Here is a 14,130-nt window from a genome sequence, read left to right as displayed (position 1 = left end):
ATGAGCTATTTTATCATTACGCATTATCCAATATCCTGCCCGTTTTTCCTTTACTCGCTCCGCAACGCTTTTGACGGATTGGATAATGCGGCACGGATGGTTTGCGAAACAATAGTGATCAATGCTACACAAAGCACCACCGATCCTGCCGCCAAAAATACGGTCCAGCCGATCGCCGTCCGGTAGCTGTATTCCTGCAGCCACCGGTTCATAATCCACCAGGCAACAGGAGCGGCAACCAGCAAAGCAGTAACAATTGGCCTTATAAAATCTTTGGTCAATAATAACAGGATCCCGGGAACCGATGCCCCCAGCACTTTCCGGATACCGATCTCTTTGTAACGGGTTTCGGCCATATAGGCGGCCAGGCCAAACAATCCCAGGCAGGCAATAAAGATACTTAATGCAGCAAACAGCCCTATTAGCCGGCTAAGGTTTTGTTCCCCTGCAAACTGTTCAGCATAATCCTGGTCTGCAAAACGATATTCAAAAGGATAGCCGGGGTTGTACCGCTTAAAAATGGCGGCGATGCGGGCAATGTTTTCCTGAACAGGATTGGCCGGATCCAGTTTATAATGAAGAGTGGCCACCCCCAAAGCAGGATTTGCCCCAAGGATCATCATGGGCTGTATATTACCATACGGAGAGCCGCTGATGTAATTTTTTACCACGCCAACAATGTGCAGATCCAGGTCGCCTGCGCCCCTCCATATTCTCTTGCCTACCGGGTCCTTTAAATGCAGTAACTTAACCGCCTCTTCATTTAAGAGCACAGCCGTACTATCCGTGGGGAACCGCTCTATATCCATGTCGCGGCCGGCGATAATTTTTGTGCCAAAGGTTTTTGTAAATGCCTCGTCTGCATTAAACAGGTAAAAACTGGTATTTTCATCGCGCTCTGTACTGCCTTCCCAATGAAACCCATAGTAGTTGGGCAGGAAACCGGTAACCGGGTTCTGCGACCCGGCTACAGTAGTAACGGCGCCGCTCTTCAGCAAGGCCTGTTTAATTAAAGCATAATTTTTTTTTGCCATTCCTTCAATGGGAGAAAACAGCAGCAACTCTTTATTATACCCCGTCTCCCGCTGCTGCGCATACTTCATTTGTTTTTTTATGATCAATGTACAGGTGATCAGCGCAATGGCAAATGCGAACTGGGTAACCACCAGTATTTTCCGGATGCCAATCCGCCCCTTCCCGGTTGTTCCTGCACCTTTTAATACTTTTACAGGTACAAAAGAAGAAAGATAAAGTGCGGGGTAAAGGCCGGCACCCACACCCGTTAGTAAAATAATACCGCCAAAAAACAGCCAGAGCCGGAAGTCGGTAAAATGTAATTGCAGCCGGGACTCTATCAGCCCGTTGAAGGCCGGGAGCGCCAGCAGTAAACCGGCAATGGCAAGTACTCCCGAAAGCAGGGATAAGCATATACTTTCGCTTAAGAACTGTAATACCAGGCCCGACCTGCGGGCGCCGGCTACCTTCCGCACCCCCACTTCCCGGGCTTTGTGCGCTGTTCTTGCGGTGCTTAAGTTCACAAAATTGATACAGGCAATAATTATCATCAGCAGGGCAACAGCCATAAAAATGCGTACTTTCCCGATCGCCCCGTCTGTCAGTGCACCATTTTCGCTTTTGCTATACAAATGCCAGCGCTGTGCAGGATGCAGGAACTGCGTAAGTTTTTTGGTTGTGCTTTCCCCTGTCGTATGTTCCGCTGTAATATTTTTTATTTTACGATCCGCAGCGGCGGGGTCGGCATTCTTTCTTAATAGTACGTAGGTCCTTACGTTGTTGCCCGTCCAGCTGGTACGGACCCCATAAAGTTTATCATAATAAGCCCAGGGCAGCAGGAACTCGAACCGGAACCTTGTACCGGCCGGTGCATTCTCTAATACCGCTGCAACCCGCAGGGTATTGGAATCGTTCAACGTAAGCAGTTTTCCTACTGCATCATCGCTTCCATAAAGCTTCCTGGCCAGGGACCGGGTAATAAAAATATCACCGGGGTTCCTCAGCAAGCCCCTTCTGTCGCCTGTCATTACCGGAAATCCAAACATCGAAACAAACCCTTCATCCACAAACAGCCCCTCCGGTTTAAACTGGCGTTCCTGATTGGCGATCAGGAACTGCTCACCGGATACCCGGGTCACGTCTTCAATTTCGGGGTAACCTGCCTTTAAAGCAGGTCCCATCGGGTTGGGCGTAGCGGCATATGTATAAGGCGCCCCGTTATCCACATCCCGGTTATACACCTGGTAAAGCCGGTCGGTATTCGCATACTCCCTGTCGAAGGAAAGCTCCTGCTGTACCCACAGCAGGATCAGGCAGGTTGCTGCCATACCTACGGATAAGCCCAGGATATTCAATACGGAGAAGGCCTTATTCTTCCCTAAACTTCTCCATGCCGTTTTAAAATAATTGTTGAACATCATTGTTTTGAGATTTGAGAATCGACAATTGAAAATTGAGAACCCGGCAACCGGCATCTGGCAAGCTGGCAGCTGCAGGCTGACCGCCTATTCCGTTCTCAGGCTCTTTACCGGATCTGCCATTGCTGCCCGGACGGCTTTATAAGCCACCGACAGGAAGGCAATGATCAACGCCATGCCCACCCCGGCAATAAAGAACCCGGCATGCAGCGGGATCCGGTATACAAAATTCTCCAGCCAGTTGTGCATCATATACCATGCTGCAGGAACCGCCAGTAAAAAGGAGATCCCGATCAATATAAAAAACTCCTTTGAAAGCAGCAGCACCAGGCTGGCAGCGGATGCTCCCAGTACCTTACGGATACCCACTTCTTTTGTTTTTTGCACCACCATAAAAGACACCAGTCCATAAAGCCCCAAACAGGCGATCAGGATTGCCAGGCCGGAAAAGATCTTATACAGCAGCGACAGTTGCGTATCCTGCTGGTAGAACCGTTCGATATTATCGTCCAGGAAAACGGCATTATACGCGTATTCCGGGTAATACCGTTTCCAGACCTCTTCCACCCGGTCCTTTGCGGCATTCAGATTGGAAGCATGCAGTTTAATACCCAGCTGCCCGTACAATCTCTTTTGCGTAGCAATAAACATAGGCTTCACTTCCTGTTTTAATGAATTGGCCTTAAAATCCTTTACCACACCGGTGATCACGCTCCAGCCGCCGCTTCCCACTTTAATGGTTTTGCCCACCGCATCTTTCATATTTTTTATACCCAGCATCCCTGCCAGCGTTTCATTGATCAATCCCGCCCTGATAGTATCGCTGGCGGCATAGTTGGTCCCCGCCAGTAAAGACATCCTGTAGGTGTTCAGATACCCGGTATCTGCAAACTTCAGGTATACCTGGAAGGAGGCATCGGGGCGATGATCAAAAGCAAAATTGGTAGAGGAATTATTATCAGAGGTGGGCGCATCCGACTGGAAAGAGAACTGCTGCACGCCCGGCACTTTCTTTAGCGCGCCCGCAAAAGCCTCCTGCCGGGCCAGGCTCACGCTATCCGTACTGCCGTTTAACAGCAGGATGGCATCTTTATTAAAGCCCAGGTCTGCCTTGCGGATAAAATCCATTTGGGTTACCGCTACGATGGTACCCACCATTAATACCTGTGTAATAGCAAACTGGAATACGACCAGTACCTTCCGCACTGAAACGCCACCGGATCTGAGGGTGATCACTTTCTGGTTAAAGACCGCAGCCGGCCGGAAGCCGGAAAGAATAAGCGCAGGATAAAGCCCCGCCAGGAAGGCTACCAACAGCCCGATGGCGAACAATAATCCAAGGTTGGCGGCATTCAGCAATGTGAGCGTTTCCTGTATAGAAGCTATATGTTTTATATGCGGCAATGCTACCCAGGCCAGTAAAAATGCTACAATCACTGCAACCAATACCAGCAATGCCGTTTCTCCCATCATCTGCCAGAAGATCTGGCTCCTGTTACCCCCTAACACTTTCCGAACACCCATTTCTCTTGACCTGGTGATCCCCTGCACAGTAGCAAGGTTTACAAAATTGATCCCGGCCATCAGCAAAATAAATACAGCGATCAGCGACAGGGTAACCAGGGTGGTGCGGGAGGTGCGATGGTCGCCCAGCGTCTCATACCGGAGGTTAAAATGCAGGTCTGAAAGCGGCTGCAGGGTATTGATCTTTGTGGAACCTCCGCCCCCGTTCTCCTTGCGGTATTGCTCCTTGCTGAACTGTGCCAGCTGCCGGTTTATCGTTTCCTCGGAAATGCCCGGCGGCAGTTTGGTATATACCTGGAAATTACTGGATACACATCCCCAGCAGTTTTCATTGTAATAATACTGACCAGGCGCGTGTTTGATGGTCTTCATAGAGATCAGCACCTGCAACGGAAAATCTGTATTGCCGGGGGGATCATCAATAATACCCGCCACTTTTAAAAGGATGTTATGATCCAGTTTCAGTGTTTTGCCGAGGCTGTTCGCCGCTGTTTTAAAATACTTTTTTGCCACCGTACTGCTCAAAACCACGGTATTGGGCGCATCCAGTACAGACGCGTTGCCACTGATCCACCGGGTCTGGAACAGGTTAAAAAACTGGGGCTCACAGAAGAAGATACCGGTATTTTCCACAAAAGCCGTTTCGTTACCTTTTTCATCCGGCACATTAACGGCACTCTGATAAGTAGCATTTATAGCGCCAAAAGAAAGATCGGGAAACCGGGCGCGCAAATACTCCAGGGCCGGTACCGGAACACCCGGGTTATAGGTAACCCCGTCGGAAAATTTATCCTGGGTTACTACGCGATAGATCCGGTTATAGCCGGGCTGCGCCCGGTCATAGCTCAGCTCATACCGGACCACGATAAAAAGGAGCAGTGCCGCCGCCATACCGATGGCCAGCCCGGTAATATTAATAAAAGCAAAAGTTTTCCTCTGTACTATATTCCGCCAGGCGGTTTTCAGATAATTTTTGAACATTATTTCTATTTAAACATTCTGAATCAAATACCAGGGATCCGGGACAAAAGGCCTTCTGCCACAGACCACTTTTACACCAGCCCTCTTTACTCACTCCGTAATGCCACCGCCGGGTTAGCCACTGCAGCTCTGATGGCCTGAAAACTTACCGTAAATAAGCAGATCGCTAATGCGAGCAGCAGCGTAATAAGGAATACCATGGCATTCACACTGGTATGGTACTCATACCCGAGCAGCCAGCCCTTCATCATATATGCGCTGACAGTTGCTCCAATAACAAACGAAATAAGCACCAACAGCACAAATTCTTTGGAAAGATTAAGCCAGACATTGCCGACACTCGCGCCCAGTACTTTTCGAATACCAATTTCTTTGCGGCGCTGCTCAGCCGAAAATGCCACCAATCCAAACAGGCCCAGGCAGGAGATGATCACAGACAACACGGTAAAAAGCATTGCCAGCGTACCCAATTTTTGTTCCGATTGAAATTTATCTGCAAAAATGGCATCGGTAAATTTGAAATCAAAGGGATACCCGGGGTTAAGCTGCTTCTGCAAAAGTCTCAGCCTGCTTAAACTTTCATTTATTGGTAAAGCCGGGTTCAGTCTCAGGGTAATATTCCCGATCCAGTCTTTCATGTAGCCGATAATAAGCGGTTTCGACTGATCATAAGGATTGTTAATACTAAAATCTTTTACCACGCCAACCACTTCGCGATCGCGCCCCTGCCATTTGATCTTCTGTCCTATGGGATCTTTCAATCGCATCATTTGCACAGCGGCTTTATTCAGGATGACCGCACTGGAGTCTGCCGGATAAGCTTCCGAAAAATCGCGCCCTACTGTAAGCTGCAAGCCCATTGTTGATACAAAATGGTATCGCGTAGCTATCTGGCTGATCATCGTTTTATCTTCACCGGCCAATTGGCCCGGCCATACAACGCCAAAAGTATTGCCAAAGGAATTGTTGATGCCTCCGCCCGAGATCGCACCATCAACAATGGCCCCGGACCGGATCGCTTCCCTCCGGAAAATTTCAAAATCCTTTACCAGGTTGCCCTCAGGAAGCAGTTCTATTAACCCTTTGTTATTATATCCGAGCGGGCGGTTTTTTACATAGTGTACTTGTTTAAAAATAAGCATACTTGAAAGAATCAGGCAGATGGCAAACGCAAACTGTATGACCACCAACACCTGTCTTGGTCTTACAGACGCCTTCCCCCTGCTGTTTAAGCTTCCTTTCAACACCTTAACCGGGTTAAACGAGGAAAGGAAAAAAGCAGGGTAGCTACCGGCAAACAGCCCTGTAAGCAGTACCACGGCGCCTGTCAGTACCCATGCTCTTAGATTGTAGTAAGGTAATGCCAGCTGCAGATGCATGAGTCTGTTAAACAGGGGCAGCAGTACCATCATCAGCGTCAAAGCAATTATAAAACTCAATACAGCCATTAAAACCGATTCGCTTATAAACTGCGTTACCAGCAGGCTTCGCCTTGCTCCGATTGCCTTCCGGATCCCCACCTCCCGCGCGCGTTTTATAGAACGGGCAGTACTCATATTCATAAAGTTGATACAGCCCGTTACTAAAATGCATAAAGCCAGGATCAAAAACAGGCGCACATATTCGATACGGCCACCTGCTTGTATCCCGTTTTTAAAGGCATCATATAAATAAGCTTTTGAAAAAGGGAAAAGGAACAGGTTATTATCCTTGTTATGATCCATGCGAAGCAGCATTTTATCAAATGCGCTATTTAAGGCGCGCACATCTGTATGCTCTTTTGCTAATATATAGCTATTGAAGCTATAGTTATACCAGGCCTCCTCTTTTACCCATTGTTCCATTCCAAGAAAGGTATTCCAGGGGATCAATGCGTCAAACCGGACCGATGCATTGATGGGCAGATCATCAATGACCGCAGCAACCTGTAACGGGTGCTCCTTATTATACTGAATTGTTTCTCCAACAACATCAATTCTGCCAAAGAGCTTCACGGCAGATGAGCGGGTAAGCACTACGGATGCCTGATCTTTTAATAAGGCAGACGGGGTACCCTGTAAAAATGAAAAAGAGAATATATTAAAAAATGAGAGTGACGCTGCCAGGGTCTCCAATCGAAAGACCCGGTCCCCGCTACCAAACAATCTTTCCCCCTGAGCGGCGGTAACCGCAGCTTCCTCCACTTGCGGAAAGTCCTGCTTTGCAACCCGCGCCACACCAACAGGCGTCGATTTCCCCGTAGTGATTTCATTATTATTCTTAAAATTGGTATATACCTGATAAATACGATCCAGCTTTTCATTGTGCCGGTCGTAGGAAAACTCATGATACACATACAGCAGTAAAATAAAACAGGCGGCCATTGCTATGCCAAGCCCGGTAATATTTAAACCACCATAAAGCCGGTTACGTATTAAATTCCGCCATGCTGTTTTTAAATAATTTCTGATCATTGCTTTTATTTATGCGCTATCAGTGAGATGTTGTTAGTGAGATGTTATTAGTGAGATGTTATTAGTGAGATGTTATTAGTGAGATGTCATTAGCGAGATGTTAACGGGATACCTCCTAACGCGGGAGCTTCAGATCGTAAACAGTCAAACCATTGACTACAAACCATGAGCTATTGACCATTGCCTATTAACTATTGCTTATTGCCCCATCCCTACTCCGAACGTAATGCTTTTACCGGGTTGGCTATAGCCGCCCTGATGGCCTGGAAGCTGACGGTAACCAGGGCTACCATGATGACCAGTGATCCTGCAACCAGGAACATCCACCAGGTCACTTTGATACGGTATGCAAAATCCTGCAGCCATCGCTCCATGACCCACCACGTAAAAGGCATGGCAACCGCCAATGCGATCAATACCAGCTTTATAAAATCTTTTGATAACAGCACCGCCAGGTTTCCCACACCGGCTCCCAGTACCTTGCGAACGCCGATCTCCTTTATACGCTGCTCCGCCGTAAAAGCCGATAACGCAAAAAGCCCCAGGCAGGCAATAAAGATGGACAGCATCGCAAAACTGCTGAACACCATTCCCATTCGCTGCACATCGGCATACATACCGGCAAAGCGTTCATCAAGAAAAGTGAACCGAACGGGCTGATGGGGTGCAAAGCTTTTCCAGGCTGCCGTAATGGATGCAATGGTATGCTCCACTCCTGCAGGATCGATCTTTACCGCTATCATGGATGAGGCGCTAAACCGGCTCATGGTCAGGCAAAGCGGCGCTACCTCCCGGCGCATCGTTTCAAAATTGAAATCTTTTATTATGCCTATTACCGTAAACGTTTGCCATCCGTTCGTAATGCGCTGCCCTACCGGGTCCTTTAATCCAAGCGCCTTTACCATTGCCTCATTAATGACCACTGCAGCCGTATCGGAAGCCAGCTCTTTTGAAAAATCACGTCCGGAGGCGATCTGCATTCCCATCGTTTTTATATAATCCGCATCCACATACCATTTCTGGCCTCCCACTGCCGCATCTTCCTTTGTCCGGCCTTCCCGGTAAAAGGGATTCCCGTCCCTTTTTGTATCCACTACCGGCAAATAATCGCTGACAGAGACCTGCTTCACCTGCGCTATTTTCAGCAGTTCATTTTTTAACGAGGGCAATACGGTCACCGGATCGAGGGTGCCGGTGCCCTGCAGCAACATTACCTGGTCCTTATCAAAACCTGCATTCCTGTTTAGCAGGTAATGGGTTTGGCGATACACCACAACTGTACCAACGATGAGTACTACCGATGTGGCAAACTGGAATACAACCAGCCCGTTCCTCAGGAAGGACCGTTTGCTGAGCGGGGCGCCTGTTCCCTTTAACACCTGTGCCGGTTTAAAAGCCGAAAGATAAAAAGCCGGGTAAAGCCCCGCCACCAGCCCTACTCCCACGGCACCCAGCAGCAACAGGGGCAACAGCCACCAGGCGCTCCAGGGTATCGTCAGCGACCTGGCGGCCATCTGGTTAAAATAGGGCAACAGCAGGATGGCCAGCACCAGGCCCAATACAAAGGAAGCAAGACTGTAACCTACCGACTCCATAAGGAACTGCCGCACCAGTCCGCTCCTATGCGAGCCCACTACCTTACGCAGCCCTACTTCTTTTGCGCGGCTCGCCGACCGGGCCGTTGAGAGATTGATGAAGTTGATACAGGCGATGATCAATATAAAACAGGCTACGGCACCAAACAACCAAACAAAACGGATATCACCTTTCGATTGCCAGTCGTTAATATCGGCCGACCGCAAATGAATATCTGTCAGCGGCTGAAGCATTAACCGGGTATTCTTTATTACAGACTCGGGGTCTTTGGCACCCGAGCTTTTCAAAACCGGCAGGTAGTACCGGGTCAGCATCTCTTTAAATTTGTTTTGCAATACGGCGGGATCCTTCCCTTTCTTTAAAACCATATATACACTGTAATTACTGGCGTTCCACCGGGATTGTTCCCCGGGCCAAAGCTCATGATCCGTAAGGGTCAGCAGAAAGCGGAACGGGAAGTGTGATGTAGCCGGAAAATCCTGTATGACGCCCCCGATCTTATAGATCCGTTCTTTATTCTCGTTCAGGATCATCGTTTTGCCAACCGGGTCCTGGTCAGGGAAATACTTGTCGGCCATGGCTTTGGTCAGTACCATCGTATTCGGTTCTGCCAGGGCTGTAGCCCGGTTCCCGTATACCATCGGCAATTTTAAGATATCCAGCAGGCTCTGATCGGCATAAGCAAATTTATCCTCATAGGTATTTTGCAGCATATCGGTTGACCGCACCTGGTTGCTGCCGGCTCCGTCAAAAAGCGCGCTGGGCATCAGGCGGCCCGTCTGTTCCACTTCAGGAAAATCCTGCCTGATCACCTGCGCAACGGGAGCCGGGAACGACCATCCTTTTTCCCGTTTTCCCCGATTGTCAAATGCTGCAATCAAACGATAAATACGGTCTGCATCCGGATAACTGCGGTCATAGCTCAGTTCATCCCGGATAAAAAGAGCGATCAGCAAACAGGCCGCAATACTAAGGGCAAAGCCGCCGATCTTGATGACCGCATACAGCTTCTGTTTTTTCAATTGCCGCCAGGCGATCTTAAAATCATTTCTAAGCATAAAACATATGGTTTAAAATACCGGCCTTACGATCTCCAGGAAGTTGCGCCAACGATGTGCCGTATTTTCAACAAATTAATAATCAACGTACTAAAAAACAGACCAGGAAATACATGTCCGCTTTTAAAACAAAAAACTGTACGCTTTTGGTACAGTTTTAAAACCAATATGCCTGGCAGCCCCGTCACATGTTGAGGTTCACATTCCCGCTGGAGGCAGCAACCTCCACCAGCAATTTTCCCGAACCGATCGTTCCTTTTACCCGATCCTTTTCTATGGAGCCATTGAAATTTCCCAGCCGGCTTACATTGACCCTGCTCCCCTTCAAATCCAGCCGGGCATTGCCGGTACCTGGCATATCCACTTTTACACTACCGGCCGAGGTCCGCAGCTTTACAAAATCTTTTGTCCCCGTCAGTGTTGCGGTGATCCCGCCACCGGAGGTATGAGCGTCCAGGTTGCCATCAATGTCCCTCAGGGTTACACTGCCGCCGGAAGTGCCGGCAAGGAGGTCGCCTTTTATCTCCGAAGCAGTGATGGACCCACCGCTGGTATGTGCCTCGATCCGGCCCGAAAGATCCGACAGCGAAAGCGAGCCTCCCGAAGTCTTCAACCGGATATTTCCTTTGAGATGATCAGCGTGGATAGAGCCGCCGCTGGTAGCCAGGTCGATCTCATCCTGTGCATCCGAAACCTCGATGCCACCACCCGAGGTCCTGCCGGTGATGTTCCCCGTTACCTCCCTTACCCGCAGGCTTCCGCCACTCGTTCTAAAATGCTGATCACCTTTAACGCCCAATAGCGCAATGCTGCCGCCGCTGGTCCTTAAATCAGTATTCACAATTGCTCCTGTATGAATCTTAAAAGAAATGGATAACGCCGTTTTTTCATTCCAGGTACGGTCCTTCCGGGTGGCTCTTGCAATCAGCTCATTACCGGATGTGCGCACTTCCAGGTCATAATACCGCTCCAGCACGGACCGGATGTCGGCCTCGGACATCTTTCTCCTCCGGTCAAAGTTGGAAGCGGTTACATACACTTCAACAAGTCCGGGAGCATTTCCGCCTTCTACCGTTATGAAGCCGCCGGAGGTTTCGGCCTTTACCGTTTTTACAGAAGCGGCATTGAACGTTTTGGTCAGATAGGGGGTCTTGTCTGACTGCCCCTGCGCTACAGAACAGCCGGCGCCAAAAATGAACATCAATAATAGAAAATTCTTCTTCATATGATCTTTTGTTTTCTGATGAATGATTTGTTTGACAATTGAAACGAACGGGTCCCATTCATGAACCGGCTCTACTTATCAATCGCAACAAATGGGTAAATGTTACATTGGTCAGATATTAAATGGCAGACGTTAGATGGTAGATAGCCGATTTATTAACTGTTAACCATTCACCATTGTCTATTCAGGAGCACTTCGCGTATGAGGCGGATCCGTCAAACCTCAAACGTCCAACGGGAAACCGGTCCCTGCTCAGTGAAAAGTGAAACACAACTCAAACATTCAGCCTGCCCCCTCTTAAGGAAACGATATTAATTCGCCATGAACTATTGCCTGTTCACCATTCACTATTCACTCCGCAATGCTCTAACAGGGTTTGCCGTTGCTGTTCTGAAAGTGCGCAGGCATAACACCAGCAGGGCAATGGCCAGCATGCCCGCTGCACTTGCCAAAAACAGCCACCAGCTAAGGTTTGTCCTGAACGCAAAATCCTCCAGCCATTTCCTGGAAAAATACCAGGCAACAGGAAAGGCAATTGCCGATGCGATCATTACCAGCAGCAGCAGGCTCTTTGAAAGCAGGAAAATGATCTGTCCCACAGAAGCTCCCAGCACCTTACGGATCCCGATCTCCTTTTCCCGCCTGTTCGCCATAAAGCTAACCAGGCCCAGCAATCCCAGGCAACTAATCAATATCGCCAGCCCGGCAGCCCATTTCAGCAACATCGCTATACGCTGCTCCGTTTCATACAGCGACCGGATGCTCTCATCAAAAAAGCTATACTCAAATTCCTTATCCGGATACAGGGCCCTGAATTTTTGTTCCATTGCCGCAACTGCAGGCTTCCACGAAGCGGGGTCCGGGCTCAGCAACACCGAAATCACCGGTGAAAACATTTGGTTATTGGCAAAGAGCAGCACCGGCTGTACCGGGTTGTGCAAAGACATCGTAGTAAAATCCTTTACCACTCCTACGATCTGAGCCGAATCTGCCGGCCCGCCCTTCATATACTGACCGATGGCATTTTCCGGATGCTGAAATCCCAGCTGATGCAGCAGGGTCTGGTTAATTAATACATCCGTTATCTTTGAGCCGGTATCTACCCGGATATTATTCCCGCCGATCAGCTGAATTCCAAAGAGATCCAGGTAATGCTCATCGATCGTACGAAAATGAATATCATCCAATATCCTTTTTTCTCCTTTATGGTACCAGAACACCCTTCCGCTTTTTCGGCCATCCTGGGTAGGCAGCGCGGTTGATACGGATACGTTGCGGATGCCGGGTATACTTTTAAGTTCGTTTACCAACACACCGCTTTTACTTTTTTTACCCAGCATAACATCCGGAACGGGAACGGATACGATGGCTTCTTTTTTAAACCCGAGATCTTTATTGAGTATAAAATAAATTTGCCGGCTGATCACCAATACCATTACCAGGAATATCAATGCGATCACAAACTGGGCTACCGTTAACACTTGTCGGATAACGGCACTGCGCGATTTTCCGCTGCTGAGTACCTTATTCTTTAATACCACTACGGGTTGAAACCGGGAAAGAATAAAGGAGGGGTACAGCCCTGCCAGAAGTGTTACCACAACAATAAGCACCATAAGAAAAACAAACACATTGCCTTGCAGGATCTCCCCTGCCTCCAGTCCCTTTGGAATAAATTCCTTAAAAGCATAAAGAAGGAAGGGCGAAAAGCCGAGCGCCAAAACAGATGCCAGCAGGGAAACAAGGAAGGTCTCCGCCAGGAACTGGTAAACAATCTGTTTTTTGCCGCTGCCAAATGTTTTACGCACACCGATCTCCCTTCCCCGCAATGTGGATTGCGCCGTAGAAAGATTAATAAAATTTATAGCGGCAAGCAGCAGCAGCAACAAGGCCAGTACCGCCAGGTTCCGCAAAGCGTTCTTACTTACCTTACCGTCCAGCGCAGTATTAAAATGGATATCATTTAAAGGCTGCAGCCCGCCGTAGCCCTTATACCTGGAATGGGACCCGCTCAGACCGGCCCGGTACAGGTTCCGGATCTGCGCCTCAATATTTGCCGGGTCTGTTCCCCGTTTCAGCAACACAATACATTGTGTGCCGCTGTTTATATTCGTCCAGTTGGGCTCTCCCAGGAAGCTTTTCTTTAAACCGGTTTCAGCAATGGTTTTAAAGGATACAAACATCCGGTTGTCAAAATCCGTTTTCTCCTTCAGATCCGCGATAACCCCACCTACTGTAGTAACAATACTGTCGTTATAAACGATCTTTTTTCCAATGATACTTCCGGGGTCGTTGCCGGGAAAATATTTTTCCGCATTTGAAAGCGTAAGCACGGTTTGGTTCAATTGTGCCAGTGCCTGTGCATTCCCGGCCAGCCATTGGTGCGGGAATATCTTAAAATAATTTTCATCCGCCAGGATAACATTATCATTCTTTGTAAAGATCCTTTGCGGGGTCTTATCATCTCCGGGAACGGTGATCGTCAGCTTATAAAACGCGTACCGTTCCATATGCGTTACCGCCTCAATACCGGTAACACCCGCTTTTATTGCAGGCGGCGCCATTAGCGACAAACCGGCGTCGCTCCCGTCCGGCAATTTTGTAATAACCCGGTAAATACGCTCCCGGCCGGGCTCCCATTTATCAAAGCTGTAATCGTACCGGATGATCAGGAAAATGACCAGTGCGGCGCTAATGCCAATGGCCAGGCCCAGTATATTAATGCCGGTAACGGCCTTATTGTTCCAAAAAAAGCGGAGCGCTGTTTTAAAATAGTTTTTTATCATGGATTGGAATTATTAGATGATAAATATCAGATGCCGGATACCAAACACCCCGCACCAGGTAGCTGGCATCAGATA

The 14,130-nt window shown here is 48.7% G+C and carries 6 protein-coding genes; all 6 read right to left on the bottom strand.

The window, feature by feature from the left end; translation table 11 throughout:
- Positions 1-50 precede the first annotated feature (50 nt).
- The 6 genes from BLS44_RS23855 to BLS44_RS23830 all read right to left on the bottom strand — a co-directional run bounded on the left by BLS44_RS23855 (position 51) and on the right by BLS44_RS23830 (position 14,055).
- The gene (locus BLS44_RS23855; protein ID WP_245729388.1) at positions 51-2,435 is read right to left on the bottom strand and encodes an ABC transporter permease; all 2,385 of its coding nucleotides are present in this window, start codon (positions 2,433-2,435) and stop codon (positions 51-53) included.
- Positions 2,436-2,519: 84 nt separating this feature from the next.
- Positions 2,520-4,937 (bottom strand): ABC transporter permease, encoded by a 2,418-nt coding sequence (locus BLS44_RS23850; RefSeq protein ID WP_090393179.1) that lies wholly within the window; start codon positions 4,935-4,937, stop codon positions 2,520-2,522.
- 86 nt (positions 4,938-5,023) lie between these two features.
- Positions 5,024-7,390: an ABC transporter permease gene (locus tag BLS44_RS23845; protein ID WP_090393176.1), complete on the bottom strand. Its 2,367-nt coding sequence runs from the start codon at positions 7,388-7,390 to the stop codon at positions 5,024-5,026.
- Between the two features lie 212 nt (positions 7,391-7,602).
- The gene (locus BLS44_RS23840; protein WP_090393175.1) at positions 7,603-10,044 is read right to left on the bottom strand and encodes an ABC transporter permease; all 2,442 of its coding nucleotides are present in this window, start codon (positions 10,042-10,044) and stop codon (positions 7,603-7,605) included.
- A 184-nt stretch (positions 10,045-10,228) separates the two neighbouring features.
- Entirely contained in the window at positions 10,229-11,269 is a 1,041-nt protein-coding gene (locus BLS44_RS23835; protein ID WP_143019911.1) for a DUF4097 family beta strand repeat-containing protein, read from the bottom strand.
- Positions 11,270-11,616: 347 nt separating this feature from the next.
- On the bottom strand, positions 11,617-14,055 hold the full coding sequence (locus BLS44_RS23830; RefSeq protein WP_090393171.1) for an ABC transporter permease: 2,439 nt from the start codon (positions 14,053-14,055) through the stop codon (positions 11,617-11,619).
- Positions 14,056-14,130: the final 75 nt, after the last annotated feature.

Source organism: Niabella drilacis (assembly GCF_900101395.1).
GTDB classification, from domain to species: domain Bacteria; phylum Bacteroidota; class Bacteroidia; order Chitinophagales; family Chitinophagaceae; genus Niabella; species Niabella drilacis.
The sequence above is the reverse complement of the archived record's forward strand: the minus strand, read 5'-3'. Positions and strand labels throughout refer to the sequence as shown.